The organism is Citrobacter sp. CK189, assembly GCF_030333505.1.
GTDB lineage: Bacteria > Pseudomonadota > Gammaproteobacteria > Enterobacterales > Enterobacteriaceae > Citrobacter_B > Citrobacter_B koseri.
Map to the genome: position 1 here is coordinate 314,458 of NZ_JAOWFV010000032.1, position 19,595 is coordinate 334,052.

The window sequence follows — 19,595 nt, forward strand, 5'->3', positions numbered from 1 at the left end:
TCATTGAACCTCCTGTCCTTTACAGCAGGAATCCCTTCTTCGTATTTTGACTGAAATTGTGAGCGAATAACAAACCCAATCAGGATACCGCTATGCCCCAGAATGCAGATTCACTCGCCGTCGTTCTGAAACGTCGCGACTGGGAAAACCCTGGCGTAACACAACTTAATCGCCTGGAGGCGCACCCTCCTTTTTGCAGCTGGCGTAATGCCGATGACGCCCGCGCGAACCGTGACTCCGCACAAAAGCATAGCCTGAACGGTGAATGGACGTTTGCCTGGTTTTCGGCGCCTGAAGCAGTACCAGAGAGCTGGCGGACAAGCGATCTGCAACAGGCGAATAGCGTGCGCGTGCCGTCTAACTGGCAAATGGACGGTTACGACGCCCCCATTTATACCAACGTCACCTATCCCATTCCGGTTAACCCGCCGTTCGTTCCGGCAGATAACCCAACCGGATGTTACTCGCTCACATTCAGTATTGACGCAGACTGGCTACAGGCAGGCCAGACGCGGATCATTTTTGATGGCGTGAACTCCGCCTTCCATTTGTGGTGCAACGGTCGCTGGGTCGGATACGGTCAGGACAGCCGTCTGCCGTCTGAATTCGATCTCACGCATTTTTTGCTTAAGGGTGAAAACCGCCTCGCGGTAATGGTGCTGCGCTGGAGTGACGGCAGCTATCTGGAAGATCAGGATATGTGGCGGATGAGCGGCATCTTTCGCGACGTCTCGCTGCTGCATAAACCGGCAACGCAAATCCGTGACCTGCGCATCAACACCCGCTTCAACGATGATTTCAGCCGCGCAGTGCTGGAAGCGGAGGTCAGAACAACGGGGGAACGATGCGATGATTTACGCGTGACGGTACAGCTGTGGGATAGCGAAACATTCGTCGGAGAAAAAACCGCTCCGCTCGGCAGCGGGATCATTGATGAGCGCGGCGCTTACCCTGATCGCACAACCCTTCGTCTGAATGTCGAACACCCGGTGCTGTGGAGCGCGGAGACCCCGCATCTGTATCGTGCCGTTGTGCAGCTACACGCCGCCGATGGCACGCTGATTGAAGCCGAAGCCTGCGACGTCGGTTTCCGTCAGGTCAGCATTGAAAACGGTCTGCTGCTGTTAAACGGTAAGCCGCTGCTGATCCGCGGCGCCAACCGCCATGAACATCACCCGGAAAACGGCCAGGTGATGGATAAAGAGACCATGATTAAAGACATTCTGCTGATGAAGCAGAACAATTTTAACGCCGTGCGCTGCTCCCATTATCCGAATCACCCGCTGTGGTACACCCTGTGCGATCGCTACGGCCTGTACGTGGTGGATGAGGCTAATATCGAAACCCACGGCATGGTGCCGATGAATCGCCTGAGCGACGATCCGGTCTGGCTGCCCGCCATGAGCCAGCGCGTGACGCGGATGGTACAGCGCGACCGCAACCATCCGAGCATTATTATCTGGTCACTGGGCAACGAGTCCGGGCACGGCGCCAACCACGACGCGCTGTACCGCTGGATTAAGTCGGAAGATCCCTCCCGTCCCGTGCAGTATGAAGGCGGCGGCGCGAATACGGCGGCAACCGACATCATTTGCCCGATGTACGCCCGCGTCGATCAGGATCAGCCCTTCCCCGCCGTACCGAAATGGTCGATCAAAAAATGGCTGTCGATGCCGGGCGAGCAGCGCCCGCTGATCCTGTGTGAATACGCCCACGCGATGGGCAACAGCCTCGGCGGTTACGCGAAATACTGGCAGGCGTTTCGCCAGTATCCGCGCCTGCAAGGCGGTTTTGTCTGGGACTGGGTGGATCAGTCGCTTATCAAATACGACGACGACGGTCGGCCGTGGTCAGCCTACGGCGGCGACTTTGGCGACGCGCCTAACGACCGTCAGTTCTGTATGAACGGCCTGGTGTTCGCCGACCGAACGCCGCATCCGTCACTGTATGAAGCCAAACACGCGCAGCAGTTTTTCCAGTTTGCGCTGCTGCCGGGAGCCGAATGCCAGATTGAAGTGACCAGCGAATACCTGTTCCGCCATAGCGATAACGAGGTGCTCCACTGGTCACTGGCGCTGGATGGCAACCCGCTGACCGCAGGCGTTGTGACGCTGGATATCCCGCCGCAGGGACGTCAGATCATCACACTGCCAGCGCTCCCGGAAGCGGAAACCGCAGGCCAGCTGTGGCTGACGGTACGCGTTGAACAGCCGCAGGCAACCGCGTGGTCGCAAGCCGGACATATCAGCGCCTGGCAACAGTGGAAGCTCGGCGAAAAACTCGCTACGCAGTGGCCGCAGCACGCTGGCAACGCGCCACAGCTCACCAGCAGCGGGACGGCATTCCGTATTGTCGCAGGCGAGAAACGCTGGGAGTTCAGCCGCCAGCAGGGCGTATTGACGCAATTCTGGATTGGCGAAGAGGCACAGTTGCTGACTCCGCTTGTCGATCAGTTCACCCGCGCGCCGCTGGACAACGACATCGGCGTGAGCGAGGCAACCCGTATCGACCCTAACGCCTGGGTTGAACGCTGGAAGGCCGCCGGCCATTACCAGGCAAAAGCGGTATTACTGCAATGCGATGCCGACACGCTTGCCAGCGCGGTACTGATTACCACCGCCCACGCCTGGCAGTATCAGGGCGAGACGCTGTTCATCAGCCGGAAAACCTACCGTATCGACGGCAACGGTGAAATGCAGATAACGGTAGATGTTGACGTCGCCAGCGGGACACCGCATCCGGCGCGCATCGGCCTGAGCTGCCAGCTTGCGCAGGTGGCGGAGCGGGTTAACTGGCTGGGGTTAGGCCCGCACGAAAACTACCCGGATCGTCTCTCTGCCGCCTGCTTTGATCGCTGGGATCTGCCGCTGGAAGAGATGTACACCCCGTATGTTTTCCCGAGCGAAAACGGCCTGCGCTGCGGAACGCGTGAATTGCGCTATGGCGCGCATCAGTGGCGCGGCGATTTTCAGTTCAACATCGGTCGCTATAGCCAGAAACAGCTGATGGAAACCAGCCACCGCCATCTGCTCCAGCCGGAAGCGGGCACCTGGCTCAATATTGACGGTTTCCATATGGGCGTGGGCGGCGATGACTCCTGGAGCCCTTCTGTCTCTGCGGAATATCAGCTCAGCGCCGGGCGCTACCACTACCAGATAAGCTGGCGGTAAAAGGGAAACTGCCGGATGACGGTGCAAGCACCGTATCCGGCCTGCGATACATTTTCTTCCTGGCCCGATAAGCGATAACGCCATCGGGCACCTCGGTTACTCCTCAATCACCTGACGGATTTGTTGCAATGAAGCGGGATCGTCAAGCGTGGACAAATCGCCCGGATCGCGGCCTTCGCAAATCGCCTGGATCGTACGACGCAGCATTTTGCCAGAACGTGTTTTCGGCAACTGTGAAACAAACCAGACGTGCGCCGGGCGGCCAAAATTACCGATCTGACTGTCCACCAGCGACATAATCGCCTTCTCTTCCGTTTGCGCCACGTCCCTGTCCTCTAGCGTGTCGCTCTGTTTCGGGATCACAAACGCTACCGCCACCTGTCCCTTCAGCGCATCTTTCACCCCCACCACCGCCACTTCCGCTACGTTCGGGTAACTGGAAATGCTTTCCTCGATCTCGCGCGTGCCCAGACGGTGCCCGGCGACGTTGATCACATCATCGGTGCGCCCGAGGATGAAATAATAGCCGTCCGCGTCGCGAATCCCCCAGTCGAAAGTGGCGTACACCTGACGTGAGAACAGCGACCAGTAGGTATTCACAAAACGCGCATCGTCCCCCCAGATAGTCTGAACGCAGCCAGGCGGCAGCGGCCCCTCAATGACCAGCATCCCTTTCTCGTTCACCTCGCAAGGTTCGCCAGTGACCTCGTTGAGCAACTGCACGTTATAGCCGTACATCGGTACGCCAGGGCTGCCCAGCCGTGAAGGCCGGTCGTCCAGCGCGCGGGCGATCGCCATAATCGGCCAGCCGGACTCGGTCTGCCAGTAGTTGTCGATAACCGGCACATCCAGCGTCTCCGTCACCCAGGCGGCCGTCGGCTCATCCAGCGGCTCACCGGCCAGATAGATCACCTCCAGCGAGGAGAGATCGTGATTGCGGATCTGCGCCGTCGGGAACTTTTTCAACACGCGGATGGCGGTTGGCGCAGAGAACATCCGGCTGACGCGGTATTTCTCTACGATCTTCCACCAGACGCCGCAGTCCGGGTACGTCGGCAACCCTTCATAAACGATGGTTGCCATGCCTGCCAGCAACGGCGCGTAGACAATATAGGAGTGCCCCACAACCCAGCCGATATCCGACGCGCAAAAGAACACGCCGCCCGCTTTGCCGCCGAAGATAGTGTCCATCGAGGTTGCCAGCGCCACCGCATAGCCGCCGACGTCGCGCTGTACGCCTTTCGGTTTTCCGGTCGTGCCGGAGGTATAAAGAATGCAGGAGATCTCATTGGATTCCAGCCAGGCCACCGGCACCCGCGCCCCGAGATGCTGCTGACGCAGCGACGCAAAATCGAGATCGCGCGCCGGTACTCGCGCCATTTTCGCCAGCCCGCGATCCACCAGCAAAACGTGGCGCGGCTGATGCTGCGCCTGCGCGATGGCATCATCCAGCAGCTTTTTATACGGCAGAATCTTACCGCCGCGCGCCCCGGCGTCTGCCGAGACAATCAGCACCGGCTTAGCGTCGTCGATTCGCGCCGCTACGCTGTGCGAGGCAAAACCGCCGAACACCACCGAATGAATCGCGCCAATCCGCGCGCAGGCCAGCAGCGTAATGTGCGCCTCGGCAATCATCGGCATGTAAACCAGCACCCGGTCGCCGCGCTGCACGCCCAGCGACAAAAGCATCGACGCCACCACGTTCACTTCGTCATACAACTGGCTGAAGGTAAACGTGCGCTCCTCTTCCGTTTCAGAGGAGACGGCAATCAGCGCCAGCGCATCCGGCTGCTTGTCCAGCCAGCGGTCGATAGCGTTATGGCACAAATTAGTGGTTCCGCCGCAAAACCAGCGGGCAAACGGCGGATGGCTGTGATCCAGCGTTTGGGTAAACGGCTGCTGCCAGTCGATACGTCGGGCCTGCTCGGCCCAGAACGACGCCGGCTGCGTAATGGAACGCTGATAAAACTCGCTAAAAGACATGAAGCTCTCCTGTTGAACTTACTGCCTGTTGGCTCAGATGACAAATAAGTCGAGGTATTCATTGACCGGCATCTGCTCCAGGCGAGTTCTGTCCAGGGAGACATCCAGAATGCGCTGCTGCTGACGAGTCGGGAACTGACGCGCCAGGTTGATTTTGAATTTATCGATAAGCTTCGGAATGCCGTCGGTACGGCGGCGAGCGTGGCCAATCGGGTACTCTACGACCACCTCGGCAAACTGTGAACCATCGGTAAATTCAAGGGTGATAGCGTTGGCGATGGCGCGTTTTTCCGGGTCGTGGTAGTCGGCGGTAAACGCCGGGTCTTCAAAGCAGGTTATCTTCTCGCGCAGGGCGTCAATGCGTTTGTCCTGCGCTACGCCGTCCTCATAATCCGCCGCCGTTAAGCGCCCGAACAGTAGCGGGATCGCCACCATGTACTGAATGCAGTGGTCGCGGTCGGCCGGGTTATTCAACGGCCCTTTTTTATCGATGATGCGAATGCAGGCTTCATGGGTGCGAATCGTCACTTTCTCAATATCCGCCGCCGTTTTGCCCGCCGCCTGCATCTGTTCAAAAAGGGTCATGGCGGCTTCAACCGCCGTCTGCGAGTGGAACTCCGCCGGGAAGGAGATTTTGAACAGCACGTTTTCCATGACGTAAGAACCATACGGACGCTGGAAGCGGAACGCCCCGCCGTTGAAAGAGACATCATAAAAGCCCCAGGTTTTCGCCGTCAGCGCCGACGGATAGCCCATCTCACCGGTTTTTGCCATCAGCGCCAGACGCACCGCACGGGAGGTGGCATCGCCCGCCGCCCAGGACTTACGTGTTCCGGTGTTTGGCGCATGGCGATAGGTACGCAGCGACTGACCATCCACCCACGCCAGCGACACCGCGTTGAGGATCTCATCACGCGTCAGCCCCAGCATTTCGGCGACAACCGCTGTCGAAGCCACTTTGACCAGCAGTACGTGATCCAGGCCGACACGGTTGAAGGAGTTTTCCAGCGCGATGCAGCCCTGAATCTCATGGGCTTTGATCATCCCGGCCAGCACCTGCTTCATGGTCAGCGGCGCTTTGCCTGCGGCAACCGCATTACGCGACAGCCAGTCCGCGGTTGCCAGAATCCCGCCGAGGTTATCAGAGGGGTGGCCCCACTCTGCCGCCAGCCAGGTATCGTTGAAGTCGAGCCAGCGGATCATCGCGCCGATATTAAACGCCGCCTGCACCGGATCGAGCTGAAACTGGGTGCCCGGTACGCGTACGCCGTTTGGCACGACGGTGCCCGGAACGATCGGCCCCAGCAGTTTTTTACAGGCCGGATATTCCAGCGCTTCCAGACCGCAGCCCAGCGTGTCGAGCAAGCAGTAGTGGGCGGTGTCCCAGGCCACTTTAGAGGTGATGTCGTAGTTCATGACGTAATCGACGATATCCACGATTTCACGGTCAAATTCCGGGCGAATGTTCATTATTTGTGCGGACATAGGGTACATTTCCTGCGTTTTATCGTTAGAGAAATAAAGTTATTGGCGCTGATCCAGCGGAATAAATTCGCGATCTTCCGGGCCGGTATAATTGGCGGAAGGTCGGATAATTTTGTTGTCCTGACGCTGTTCGATGATGTGCGCCGCCCAGCCGGTGACGCGGGCGATCACAAACAGCGGGGTGAACATTTCGGTGGGGACGCCCATCATGTTGTAGGAGACCGCCGAGAACCAGTCGAGGTTGGGGAACATCTTTTTCGATTCCCACATCACGTTTTCCAGACGGTCGGCGATGTTGTACATCTTCAGCGAACCACCGGCCTCCGAAAGCTGTTTCGCCACGCGTTTGATCACCTGATGGCGCGGATCGGCAATGGTGTAGACCGGATGGCCAAAACCAATGATCACCTCTTTATTTTCAATGCGTTTGCGGATATCCGCCTCGGCTTCCTCCGGCGTTTCGTAGCGCTGCTGAATTTCCAGCGATACCTCATTCGCCCCGCCGTGCTTCGGGCCGCGCAGCGCGCCAATCGCGCCGATGATGGCGGAGTAGACATCGGAGCCCGTCCCTGCAATCACCCGGCTGGTGAAAGTGGACGCGTTGAATTCATGCTCGGCATACAGCACCAGCGAGATGTGCATCGCCTTTTCCCAGCTTTGCGACGGCTTCTCGCCGTGCAGCAGATGCAGGAAATGGCTACCGACGGAGTCGTCGTCAGTTTCCGGCTGAATACGTTCGCCGTTATGGCTGTAGTGATACCAGTAGAGCAGGATGGAACTGAGCGAGGCCAGCAGTTTGTCGGCGATATCGCGCGCGCCGGAAACGGTATGCCCCTCTTTTTCCGGCAGCGTACAGCCGAGAGCCGACACGCCGGTGCGCATGACGTCCATCGGGTGCGACGCCGCAGGCAATGCTTCCAGCACGGTGCGTACATTGGCCGGTAATCCACGCAATGCTTTCAGCTTATTTTTATAGGCATGGAGTTCGTCACTATTGGGCAATTTGCCGTGAATTAACAGATGCGCGACTTCTTCAAATTCACAATGCTCCGCGAGATCGAGAATATCGTACCCGCGATAGTGTAAGTCGTTGCCGCTTTTTCCCACGGTACACAACGCGGTATTTCCGGCCGGAACGCCCGATAATGCGACAGATTTCTTGGGCTTAATGACATGGGTGTTGTTTTGCAGGATCGTCGTATCGCTCATGTTGTCCTCGTCATTGTTATATGTAGGGTATTGAGGGTGTACGTTTCGCCGCCGTAGGCCTGATAAGGCGCAGCCGCCATCAGGCATTGCCGGATGGCACTTCGTTTATCCGGCCTACGGGTCTACTTCAGGTTCAGCGCATCCAGCTTCTCTTCGTACTGGTAATAATTGATGCTTTCGTACAGCTCGTTGCGGGTCTGCATGATGTCGATAACGTTTTTTTGCGTGCCTTCCTGGCGCAGCACGTTATAGACACGCTCGGCAGCGCGATTCATGGCGCGAAATGCCGACAGCGGGTAGAGCGCCATCGCCACGTTAGCGCTGCGCAGTTCGTCGGTGGTAAACAGCGGCGTCGCGCCAAACTCCGTGATATTCGCCAGGATCGGCACCGGTACGGCATCGGCGAACTGGCGATACATTGACAGCTCAGTAATCGCTTCCGGGAACAGCATGTCGGCCCCCGCTTCCACATAAGCCCGCGCGCGATCGATCGCCGCCTCTAGTCCTTCCACCGCCAGCGCATCGGTACGCGCCATGATCACGAAGTCAGGATCGGTACGCGCATCCACCGCCGCACGAATCCTGTCCACCATCTCCTCTTTGGACACGATCGCCTTATTCGGGCGATGGCCGCAGCGTTTCGCGCCGATCTGATCTTCGATATGCAGCGCAGCGGCGCCGGCTTTGATCATCGACTTCACCGTACGCGCCACGTTAAAGGCGGAGGAACCAAAGCCGATGTCGGCATCCACCAGCAGCGGCAGCGGGCAAACGTCGGTAATACGGCGGATGTCGGTCAACACATCATCCAGCGTGGAGATCCCCAGATCCGGCAGACCCAGCGATCCCGCCGCCACGCCGCCGCCGGAAAGGTAAATCGCCTGATAGCCTGCGCGCTGGGCCAGCAATGCGTGATTGGCATTGATGGCGCCGACGATCTGTAAGGGGTTTTCTTTGGTGAGCGCAGCGCGAAACGCCTGGCCCGGAGAGTGTAGAGACATATCCCGTCCTCTTGTTATCAACTTGTTATTTAATGTTGATTCACATAAAGCAAAGGGAATGCCAGAGCGGTCGCTGAAAAAGAGAGAATTTTGTTTTTTCTTATAATTCAAACAAATAACAAAAAATACAAACTTAACCATACCTTTCATCAGGACAAAAGCGTGTCAGCTAACGTTTCATGAAACGGTTCGCGCTGTTTCATTGCAACATTTATGAAACACGACTAAAACAAAATCTCGGTCCCTCAATACAACATCAACTGCTATGGCTGACACGCACCTTCCCGCTCGCGATAATCATGACAAGCCGGTGATCTGGACGGTCTCGGTAACGCGTCTGTTCGAGCTGTTTCGCGACATCAGCCTGGAGTTCGACCATCTGGCGACCATCACCCCCATCCAGCTTGGGTTTGAAAAAGCGGTGAACTATATCCGTAAAAAACTGGCGACCGAGCGCTGTGACGCCATTATCGCGGCGGGTTCCAACGGCGCTTATTTAAAAAGCCGCCTCTCCATACCGGTGATCCTGATAAAACCCAGCGGATTCGACGTGCTCCAGGCGCTGGCGAAAGCCGGAAAACTGACTTCGTCCATTGGCGTTATCACCTACCAGGAGACGATCCCCGCGCTGATCGCCTTTCAAAAAACGTTTAATTTGCGTCTGGAACAGCGCAGCTACATCACCGAAGAGGATGCCCGTGGGCAAATTAATGAACTGAAAGCCAACGGCATTGAGGCGGTAGTCGGCGCAGGGCTAATTACCGATCTGGCGGAAGAAGCCGGGATGACCGGCATTTTTATCTATTCTGCGGCCACCGTGCGTCAGGCGTTTAGCGATGCGCTGGATATGACCCGGCTGACGCTGCAACATGGCGGCCAATATGCCTCCGGCAACGGGCTGCGCACCCGCTACGATCTGGGAGATATGCGCGGCCATTCCGCGCAAATGGAGCAGGTTCGCCATACGATCATGCTGTACGCCCGCTCCAGCGCGGCGGTGTTGATTCAGGGTGAGACCGGCACCGGTAAAGAGCTGGCGGCGCAGGCGATTCACCGCGAGTTTTTTGCCCGTCGGGGCCAGCGCAGCGGTAAAAAAACGCCTCCGTTTGTGGCCATTAACTGCGGCGCAATTACCGAATCGCTGCTTGAAGCAGAGTTATTCGGTTATGAGGAGGGGGCATTTACCGGTTCCCGACGCGGCGGACGCGCCGGTCTGTTTGAAATCGCCCACGGCGGGACGCTGTTTCTGGATGAGATCGGGGAAATGCCCCTGCCCTTACAGACCCGCCTGCTGCGCGTACTGGAAGAGAAAGAGGTGACGCGCGTTGGCGGGCATCAGCCTGTCCCGGTGGATGTACGGGTTATCAGCGCCACGCACTGCAATCTGGAACAGGCGATAAAGCAGGGGCAATTTCGCACCGATCTGTTTTATCGTCTCAGCATTCTGCGCCTGACGCTTCCGCCCCTTCGGGAGCGCCCGTCAGATATCGTGCCGCTGGCAGAGGGATTTTTGAAACAGTCCCTGGCTGCATTAGACGCGCCGTTTGGCGAATCGGTGCGCGAGGGGCTGGCGCAAAGCCAGACCATTCTTCTGCGCTATGCCTGGCCCGGCAATATTCGCGAGCTGCGTAATATGATGGAGCGCCTGGCGCTTTTTTTAAGCGTCGAGCCGCAGCCCAGTCTGGATAGCCAGTTTTTACAGCAGTTTTTACCCGAGCTGGCGACGATTCCCGAAGCGCCATCAGCGCTTACGCCGCAGCAGGTTCTGGCGCAGTTTAACGGCGATAAAACCGCGGCGGCGCGATATCTGGGTATTAGCCGGACGACATTCTGGCGACGATTAAAAGAGTGAAGGTTTATCGCCGGATGGCGCTGACGCTTATCCGGCCTACGAGCAGAGTGAGAACTTATCGCCGGATGGCGCTAACGCTTATCCGGCCTACGAGCTACGAGCAGCACTGAACCGTAGGCCGGATAAGACGTTTTACGTCGCCATCCGGCACAATGACAGCTTATTTTTTCTTGTAGATATCCGCAGTACCATGAATTTTATTATCGGTTTGCCCGGAGGTCAGTACGACCACATCAGCCCCTTTTTCATCGGCCTTTTTAAGCAGATCCTCTTTTGCCTGCATAGTTGACGTCTCGTTGCTGGTATTAATGGTGCCTATCTTCGTGTATTGCGACTCCACTTTCTCAAACTCGACCTTTGTCAACAGCTCCGCGGCATAGACGTTGGTTACGACAAACGCTAACGCACCAATCAATACTTTATATCCTGTCTTCATATAAAAGCTCCGGTTGTGTTATTACGCTATCATCGCCTTCTCGGAACGGATGCTCTGTTCTGAGTGATTAAATAACTAGTTGAGATTAGCGGAAAAATCCAGTCAGCCGGATGTATCATAATTTGTGATCTTTCTCTCACCCCTGCACTTTTACTATAAATAGTATGGCGTTAACTATCAGGCCCTGGAAATCTCACTATGGAACCTCTGCACGCGGTTGTCCTGACCGTCAGCCTGTTCGTCTTAACCTTCTTTAACCCCGGCGCAAACCTCTTTGTGGTGGTACAAACCAGCCTCGCCTCCGGGCGTCGGGCCGGTGTATTAACAGGGCTGGGCGTGGCGCTTGGCGATGCGATTTATTCCGGGCTGGGACTGTTTGGCATGGCGACCCTGATTACCCAGTGCGAAGAAATTTTCTCACTGATCAAAATCGTCGGCGGCGCATATTTGTTATGGTTTGCCTGGAACAGCATCCGCCATCAGGCCACCCCGCAAATGCCGACTCTGCAACAGCCCATTTCCGCCCCCTGGAGCGTATTCTTCCGCCGGGGACTGTTAACCGATCTGTCAAATCCGCAGACGGTGCTGTTTTTCATCAGTATTTTCTCGGTCACGCTCAGCACGGAAACCCCGACATGGGCAAGACTGATGGCCTGGGCCGGCATCGTGCTCTCTTCCGTCATCTGGCGCATCTTCCTGAGCCAGGCCTTTTCCCTACCGGCGGTACGCCGCGCTTACGGGCGGATTCAGCGCATTGCCAGCAGGGTGATTGGCGCGATCATCGGCGTGTTCGCCCTCAGGCTGATTTACGAAGGCGTGAACCACCGCTAGCCAGTAGCAGAGCGGCCACATAACAGAGCGCCACCGCCAGACTCATTTTCAGCATGGTTTCGCCGCCCAGCCCCGACAACGGCGCGGCGATGCCACCGAAAACAAACATGCTCATCCCCATCAACGCGGAGGCGGTTCCTGACTCCTGAACGTCCACCACGCTCATCGCCTCTGCGCCCGCCACGGTGCCAATTCCGCTGCAAAAGGCGACGGTAAAAAAGAGCGCCACCAGCGCCAGAACCGGCTGCTGTAGCCAGGCGCAGAGCAAGGTGATTAACGCGCAGATGACGGCCAACAGCAAGCCGCCGCGCAGCAGCGTCATTGCCGTGATTCGACGCGCAAGACGGGAAAAAATCAGCGAGGCGACGATCAGCCCGATCCCATTAAGACCAAACAGCAGGCTGAACTGCATCGGGCTTAAGCCATACTCGCTTTGCAGCACAAATGACGAAGAGCCGATATAAGCAAACAACCCCGCCAGCATGAAGGCCTGCATCAGGCAGAAGCGCATAAAGAGACGATTTTTCACCACGCTGCGCCCGGTCGAAAATAACGATGCGCCGCGCGTTCGCTGCGGCAGCGTCTCACTGATAAACAGGATGCAGCAGAGCAAAAGCAGTGTCGCAATCCCCGCCATTACCCAAAACAACATACGCCAGTCAAACGCGGTGGCAATGTAGCCGCCCAGAACCGGAGAAAGCACCGGGGCGATGCCGTTCACCGTCATGAGCAGCGCGAAGAACTGGGTCAGGGTCACGCCCTGATATTTGTCCCGCGCAATAGAGCGCGAGAGCACCGAACCACCGGCCCCCGCCGCGCCCTGCACAAAACGCCAGACGATCAGCCAGTGAATATCCTGAGTTGTCGCGCACAGTACCGAAGAGGCAATAAACAGCAACAGCGACAGGATCAACGGAACCTTACGACCAATCCGGTCGCTGAGCGGGCCAAACAGCAGTTGCCCAAGCCCAAGGCCGATCAGCGAAGACGTCAGCGTCAGTTGCGTCAGGGTGGTCGTCGTTGCCAGCTGTTCGGACATCTCCGGCAGAGCGGGCAGATAAAGATCGGTACACAGCGGCCCGATCCCGGTTAACAAACCGAGGATCAGCACCCACGAAAGCGACACACGCGCCATAAAAACACCTCCCTCTGATTACCGGGCCCCGCCGCCGAGCGACTGCCAGAGCGTTATGCGGTTTTCATTGTCCGTCAGTTGCAGGGCGATAAGCGTCTGCTGCGCCGACCACAGCGTGCGTTGCGCCGTCAGTACGGTCAGATAATCCCCGACCCCGGCGCGATAACGACGCATCCCGACATCCAGCGTTTTTTGTTCTGCGGCGACATACTGGCGCTGGGCATCCAGCTGTTCATCCAGCGTCGCACGCCGGGCAAGCGCATCAGCCACATCTTTGAACGCGCTTTGCACCGTTTTTTCATAGGTAGCAATGAGTCCCCGTTTTTGCGCTTCGGCATAGCGGAGCTGCGCCAGGTTGCTGCCGCCAGTAAACAGCGGCAGCGTAATGGAAGGCGCAAACGACCACACCTTCATGCCATGACTGAACAAGGACGAGAGCGCATCGCTGCCAACACCGGCGCTTGCCGTCAGGGAGATGGTCGGGAAGAAATTCGCTCGCGCCGCGCCAATATCGGCATTGGCGCTTTTCAGGTTATGTTCCGCTTCCTGAATATCCGGCCGACGCAACAGCACGGAAGAAGAGACGCCAGCGGGCACCAGCGTAATCACCTGCGCATCAAGGCTTTCCAGCGTACCGGGCAGCACGCTTTCCGGCAGCGTTGTGCCCGCCAGCAGGTTCAGGGCGTTGATATCCTGCGCCACCTGAGTCTGATAGCTGGCTACGCTGGCGCGCGCCTGCTGGTAAACGCTCATCGCTTCACTGACATCCGTTGCGGCGGCTGTCCCGACCTGCTGCTGACGTTGAACAATTTTCAGCGAGTTTTCCGCACTGGCCATCGTCTCCCTGGCCAGCGCCAGATTGCTGTTATCTGCCGCCAGGGTCAGCCACGCGGTGCTGATCTCGGCAATTAACGTCAAACGGGTGTTCTGCGCGGTAAATTCGCTGGCAAGCCAGGTTTCTCGCGCCGCCCGCGACAGGCTCTGATTGCGGCCAAACAGATCCAGCTCAAAGCTGGACACCGCGCCATCGGCTTCAGCACTCGTTCCGGTTCCGTTCGCCAGCGTACGGCTGCGTGTAGAACTGAGTGAAGCATTCACCGTCGGGAACAACGAGGCACGCGCTTCGCCATACAACGCCCGTGCGGAGTCGATATCAGCAATCGCCTTTTGTACATCACGGTTACTGTTAAGGGCGGTGTTCACCACCTGTTGCAGCCGCGCGTCGTTAACAATCTGCTGCCAGTCGCGGCTGACAGCGTTCCCCTGCCCCTGCGCGCCCGGTAAACTTGCCGGAACCGGCGCATCGGGCGTGCTGTAGTGCGGATCAAGCGACACACACCCTGCGCTCAGGAGAGCGAAAACAAAGAGAAAAATACGCAACATAACTTACTCCTGACGACGGGACTTGCGGGTAAACAGATGCTTAACCAGCACGAAGAACAGCGGGACAAAGAAGATAGCCAACAGCGTGGCGGTTAATGTCCCACCGATGATTCCGGTCCCGATCGCCACACGGCTGTTCGCCCCGGCCCCTGTGGCGATAGCCAGCGGCGTAACCCCGGCAATAAAGGCCAGAGAGGTCATAATGATTGGGCGCAAACGGGTCTGCGCCGCTCGCAGCGCAGCCCGGCTCAGGGAATAGCCTTCCGCAACCGCAGCTTCGGCAAATTCGACGATCAGAATGGCGTTTTTCGACGACAGGCCGATGGTGGTCAGCAGCGCGACCTGGAAGTAAACATCATTATTTAAATCACGCATCCAGGCCGCCAGCGCTGCGCCTAACAGCCCCAGAGGGATGACCAGAATCACCGAAAACGGTACCGACCAGCTTTCATACAGCGCCGCCAGGCAGAGGAAAACCACCAGAATAGAGATGGCGTACAAGCTCATAGCCTGACCGCTGGCCAGCTTTTCCTGCAATGACAACCCGCTCCACGCCCATGTGGTGCCAGCAGGCAAGCTGTTTGCCAGCGCTTCCATTTTGTCCATCGCGGCGCCGGAGCTGAAACCGCTGGCGTTTTCTCCCTGAATCTCATAGGCGGCAGAGCCGTTGTAGCGCACCAGACTTTCCGGGCCGTACTCCCAACGGGTAGTGGCGAAGGCGGAAAAGGGCGTCATGCTGTTATCGCTGCCGCGCACGAACCATTTGCCCAGATCCGCAGGCGAAGAACGGAACTCGCTGTCGCCCTGAATGTAGACCTTCTTCACGCGGCCGCGATCGATAAAGTCATTGACATAGGTTCCCCCCCAGGCGCTGGATAATGTGCTGGTCACATCGCTTAAGCCAAGCCCCAGCGAGACGGCCTTATTGCTGTCGATATCCACCTGAAGCTGCGGCATTTGCGGCAGGTCATTTGCGCGCACGGCGTGCAGAATATCGCTCTGGTTTGCCTGGGCGATCAGCTGATTACGCATCTGTAACAGGGTATCGCGATCGGTCGCCCCATTCGCCATCAGCTCAAAAGAGAAGCCGTTGCTTTGCCCCAGCCCCTCAACCGACGGCGGCGTCATCGCAAAAAGCGTCGCATCGCGAATAGCGCCCAGTTCTTTACTGGCACGCAGCGCAATAGCCTGTGCGGTATTTTCTTCGCCTTTACGCTCCGACCAGTTTTTCAGCGAAACGAACGCCATCCCGGCATTCTGCCCGCTGCCGCTGAAGCTAAAACCATCGACGGTAAAAATAACGTCCGTATTGGCTTTCTCTTTATTGAGAAACCAGTCTGTCACCTGACGATTGACCTCTGCGGTTCGCGACGCCGTCGCCCCTGCGGGCAGGGTGTACTGCACCATAATTTCACCCTGATCTTCGGTCGGTAAGAAGCTGCCGGGCAGCTTCCACATCGCCAGCGCCATCGCCCCGCATAACAGCGCATAAACGCCCATCACGCTGACGCTGCGACGCAGCACATGCAGGACGCCGCGCTGATAACCCTGTTCAGTTCGGCTATAGAATCGGTTGAATATCCCGAAGAAGCCCTTTTTATGCGGCGCGGTATGGCTAAGAATCGAACCGCACAGGGCTGGGGTCAGGGTCAACGCCACCACGACCGAGAGCAGCATTGCTGAGATAATCGTCACAGAGAACTGGCGATAAATGACGCCGGTAGAGCCGCCAAAGAACGCCATCGGCAGGAATACCGCAGACAAAACAAGAGCGATAGCCACCAGCGCGCCAGCGATTTCCCCCATCGATTTTTCGGTGGCTTCGCGCGCGGGCAGCCCTTCATCGCGCATAATACGCTCGACGTTTTCCACCACCACAATGGCGTCATCGACCAGCAGACCTATCGCCAGCACCATTGCAAACAGCGTCAGCGTATTGATGGAGTAACCAAACAGCGCCAGCACGCCAAAAGTACCGAGCAGCACGACCGGAACCGCCAGCGCCGGAATCAGCGTGGCGCGAAGATTCTGCAAGAACAGGTACATCACGCAGACCACCAGAATGATGGCTTCAAACAGCGTCTGAACCACATCTTCTACGGAGATCTTAATAAATTCAGTGCTGTCTTTCGGATACGCCACGTCATAGCCCTGCGGCATATCCCGTTTAAATTCAGCGACTTTATCTTTTACCAGCGTGGCGGTATCCAGCGCGTTCGCCCCCGGCGCAAGCATGACCGCAACCCCCGCAGCCGGATGACCGTTGAGTTTAGCGATGGCGGTGTAGTCTTCACTGCCCATCTCCACGCGCGCCACATCCTGGATGCGTACCACGGCCCCGTCAGACTGGCTTTTGATAATGATCTTTTTGAATTGTTCTACCGTCTGCAAGCGCGACTGCGCGCGAACCGTAGCGGTCAATTGCTGTGTGTCAGGGGAAGGTAACGCACCGATTTTCCCGGCGGAAACCTGAACGTTTTGCGCTTCAATGGCGCTCTGCACATCCGACGGCATCAAAGAATAGGAGGCCAGTTTCGCCGGGTCCAGCCAGATACGCATGGCGTATTCCGCCCCAAACACCTGTAGGCTCCCGACCCCTTCCACGCGTGCCAGCGGGTCCTGTACGTTACTCACCAGCCAGTCAGCGATATCTGAGCTGCTCGCCCGGTCGGACTTATCATACACGGAGGCAATCAGCAGGAAGTTACTTTGCGATTTCACCACCGTGACGCCGGATTGTTGAACCTCGCTCGGCAAGCGGGATTCCGCCTGCTGCACCTTGTTCTGTACCTGCACCTGCGCGGTGTCAGGGTCGGTGCCCTGTTCAAAGGTGACATCAATACTGACCGAACCATCGGAACTGCTGGTCGAGGTAAAATAGAGCAGGTTATCCAGCCCGGTAAGCTGCTGTTCAATCACCTGAGTCACGCTGTTTTCCAGCGTTTCGGCGGAAGCGCCGGTATAGGTCGCCGAGATTTTCACCGACGGCGGCGCCACGTCAGGATACTGCGCAACCGGCAGCGTTTTAATCGCCAGAATACCAGCCAGCATGATCAGAATGGCGATAACCCAGGCGAAAACGGGTCTGCGCACAAAGAAACGGGAGAACATCAGCCTTTGCCTCCGTTCAGTTGTACATCAACGGCGTTAACCTGCTGACCCGGCGTGACCTTACTTGATCCCTCAACGATCAACCGGTCGCCGCTACGCAAACCGTCCAGCACCAGCCATTTATCCCCATAGGTATCGCCTGTTTCCAGGGTACGCTGCGCCACTTTATTGTCTTTAGTGACCACCAGCGCTGTCGCATTGCCTTTCGCATCGCGCGTGATCCCCTGCTGCGGCGCGAGGATCGCATCGTTCATGATCCCTTCATCAATGTGGGCACGAACGAACATACCAGGTAACAGCTGCTGTTGAGGGTTGGGGAAAATCGCCCGCAGCGTGACTGAGCCTGTAGACTCATCTACCGCCACTTCCGTCAGCGCTAACTTTCCTTTTTCGCTATAGGTCGTGCCATCTTCAAGCGTCAGCGTCACGTTCAGGGTATCGCTGTTGGTCGCCAGAGACTGCTTACGCAGGCGCAGCAAATCCACGCTGGAGCGGGTAAGATCGACATACATGGTGTCGAGCCCACGAATGGTCGCCAGCGCCGTCTCCTGTGAAGCCGTCACCAGCGCGCCGGGCGTGACGGATGAGATACCAATGCGCCCGGAAACCGGGGCGGTAATGGTGGTCCAGTCCAGATTGATACGCGCGCTTTCTAATGCGGCTTTCTTTGCCTCCACGCTGGCTTTGTCCTGAGCACAGGTAGCCTGCGCATCATCGGCATCCTGGCGGGAAACACCGTCATCGTTAACCAGCCGCGCGTAACGTTGCGCCTTCTGGCAGTCGGCATTCACCAGCGCCTGCGCCTGTCTGAGCGAGGCATTCGCTTCGTTCCATGCGGCGCGATAGCTGGCGGGATCGATCTGATACAGCGCCTGCCCCGCTTTGACGATATCGCCCTCATTAAACAGGCGTTTTTGAATAATGCCCCCCACCTGCGGGCGAACTTCGGCACTGAGCGCTGCGCTGGTGCGTCCGGTCAGTTCACTGACCACAGAAACGGGTTCTGTTTTAAGGGTCACGACGCCCACTTCCTGAGACGGAGAAGCGGTATTGTCGGTTTGCGTATTATCACAGCCGGATAATAACAATAGCGCGATAATTGATGTTGTTATGTATTTCATCTTTTTTCCAGGGTGAGAAACGCCTGCCCCGTTAAAATTAACAAGGTAGCACCAGGCGACTGAACGTTATTTCAGGTACAGCGGTATCGCGTCATGAGGTATTTCTCACAACGACAATAAGGGAAATAATTTATTTCCCTTTGATTATTAGATTCTTTATTCAGCCATTCACAAGCATGGTAACGATATCCCGATATATCTCCTGTAACGCATCAGGGTCACTTTTTTGCGGCGTCAGGCGACGGTAAACCGCCCCTTCCATCATGGTTGCAATCACTTCAACACAGCAACGGATGCGGGCTTCGCTGAGTTGCGGACACGTTTTTCTCAGGTGCGCGCAGGCGTTGTCGAACATCCGCGCGTCCGCCTCTTCGAGCATCGCGGCAACATGAGGATTGCGGGTCGATTCAGCCGCCATCTCCAGCATCAGCGCATCATCATCCTCGCTCAGCGTTTGCCGCCAGGCCAGGATTCCGGGGATACGCTCCGTCTGGGTTTTATCTTCTATCTGCGTGATGCGATAGTCGATAATACGGCGGATCATCTCTTCGATAATGGCATCTTTACTGGCGAAGTAGCGATAGATTTGCCCCACGCTGAGACGGGCTTCAGCAGCGATCTGCGACATGCTGGCGCCGTGAAATCCGCTGGCGCGAAAGCACTGGCGCGCGGCGTTGATGATCTCATCCTGTCGTTGTTTCTGGCGGATTTCCAGCTTGCTGCTCATCGCATCTCCTCGTCACCTCAAAAGTGAGAATGATCGTTCTCATTTTGGCTAATTATACGTCTCCTGCGCACATTGAAAAGGATTTTTTTGCTTATTATTTTCCTGCATTATTTGCCAGGAAAATAATGGAGAGATTATGGAGATTTAATGA

The 19,595-nt window shown here is 57.1% G+C and carries 13 protein-coding genes; 3 read left to right on the forward strand and 10 right to left on the reverse strand.

The window, feature by feature from the left end; translation table 11 throughout:
* Positions 1-92: 92 nt before the first annotated feature.
* Positions 93-3,170, forward strand: coding sequence for a beta-galactosidase (locus OGV83_RS02945; protein ID WP_286463118.1), 3,078 nt, complete (start codon positions 93-95; stop codon positions 3,168-3,170).
* Positions 3,171-3,266: 96 nt separating this feature from the next.
* Here the strand turns inward: OGV83_RS02945 and prpE are convergent, their stop codons facing one another.
* The 4 genes from prpE to prpB form a co-directional block, all read right to left on the reverse strand.
* Positions 3,267-5,153 (reverse strand): propionate--CoA ligase, encoded by a 1,887-nt coding sequence (gene prpE, locus OGV83_RS02950; RefSeq protein WP_286463119.1) that lies wholly within the window; start codon positions 5,151-5,153, stop codon positions 3,267-3,269.
* A gap of 33 nt (positions 5,154-5,186) precedes the next feature.
* Positions 5,187-6,638 carry a bifunctional 2-methylcitrate dehydratase/aconitate hydratase gene (locus OGV83_RS02955; protein WP_104869023.1) on the reverse strand — a complete coding sequence of 484 codons (1,452 nt, stop codon included), beginning with the start codon at positions 6,636-6,638 and terminating at the stop codon, positions 5,187-5,189.
* A gap of 39 nt (positions 6,639-6,677) precedes the next feature.
* Positions 6,678-7,847 carry a bifunctional 2-methylcitrate synthase/citrate synthase gene (prpC, locus tag OGV83_RS02960; protein WP_047458582.1) on the reverse strand — a complete coding sequence of 390 codons (1,170 nt, stop codon included), beginning with the start codon at positions 7,845-7,847 and terminating at the stop codon, positions 6,678-6,680.
* Between the two features lie 122 nt (positions 7,848-7,969).
* Entirely contained in the window at positions 7,970-8,848 is an 879-nt protein-coding gene (gene prpB, locus OGV83_RS02965) for a methylisocitrate lyase (RefSeq protein ID WP_024130618.1), read from the reverse strand.
* Between the two features lie 265 nt (positions 8,849-9,113).
* Between prpB and prpR the strand changes: the two genes are divergently transcribed.
* The gene (gene prpR, locus OGV83_RS02970; RefSeq protein ID WP_012133650.1) at positions 9,114-10,700 is read left to right on the forward strand and encodes a propionate catabolism operon regulatory protein PrpR; all 1,587 of its coding nucleotides are present in this window, start codon (positions 9,114-9,116) and stop codon (positions 10,698-10,700) included.
* Positions 10,701-10,860: 160 nt separating this feature from the next.
* Here prpR and yahO read toward each other — a convergent pair whose 3' ends face one another.
* Positions 10,861-11,136: a DUF1471 family periplasmic protein YahO gene (gene yahO / locus OGV83_RS02975; protein WP_286463120.1), complete on the reverse strand. Its 276-nt coding sequence runs from the start codon at positions 11,134-11,136 to the stop codon at positions 10,861-10,863.
* A 198-nt stretch (positions 11,137-11,334) separates the two neighbouring features.
* On the opposite strand from yahO, the gene OGV83_RS02980 reads away from it, so the two are divergent.
* Complete coding sequence (locus OGV83_RS02980; protein WP_283315309.1) at positions 11,335-11,967, forward strand: LysE family transporter; 633 nt, start codon at positions 11,335-11,337, stop codon at positions 11,965-11,967.
* On the opposite strand, the gene OGV83_RS02985 is transcribed toward OGV83_RS02980, so the two are convergent.
* From OGV83_RS02985 to OGV83_RS03005, 5 genes are all read right to left on the reverse strand, one after another.
* Positions 11,933-13,102: a multidrug effflux MFS transporter gene (locus OGV83_RS02985; protein ID WP_115181930.1), complete on the reverse strand. Its 1,170-nt coding sequence runs from the start codon at positions 13,100-13,102 to the stop codon at positions 11,933-11,935. The genes OGV83_RS02980 and OGV83_RS02985 overlap by 35 nt on opposite strands.
* Positions 13,103-13,120: 18 nt before the next feature.
* Complete coding sequence (locus OGV83_RS02990; protein WP_012133654.1) at positions 13,121-14,485, reverse strand: efflux transporter outer membrane subunit; 1,365 nt, start codon at positions 14,483-14,485, stop codon at positions 13,121-13,123.
* Between the two features lie 3 nt (positions 14,486-14,488).
* The gene (locus tag OGV83_RS02995; protein WP_101743918.1) at positions 14,489-17,596 is read right to left on the reverse strand and encodes an efflux RND transporter permease subunit; all 3,108 of its coding nucleotides are present in this window, start codon (positions 17,594-17,596) and stop codon (positions 14,489-14,491) included.
* Positions 17,596-18,717 (reverse strand): efflux RND transporter periplasmic adaptor subunit, encoded by a 1,122-nt coding sequence (locus OGV83_RS03000; RefSeq protein WP_286463121.1) that lies wholly within the window; start codon positions 18,715-18,717, stop codon positions 17,596-17,598. The genes OGV83_RS02995 and OGV83_RS03000 overlap by 1 nt, the downstream gene beginning before the upstream one ends.
* A gap of 160 nt (positions 18,718-18,877) precedes the next feature.
* Positions 18,878-19,444, reverse strand: coding sequence for a TetR/AcrR family transcriptional regulator (locus OGV83_RS03005; protein ID WP_049009383.1), 567 nt, complete (start codon positions 19,442-19,444; stop codon positions 18,878-18,880).
* Between the last annotated feature and the right edge of the window lie 151 nt (positions 19,445-19,595).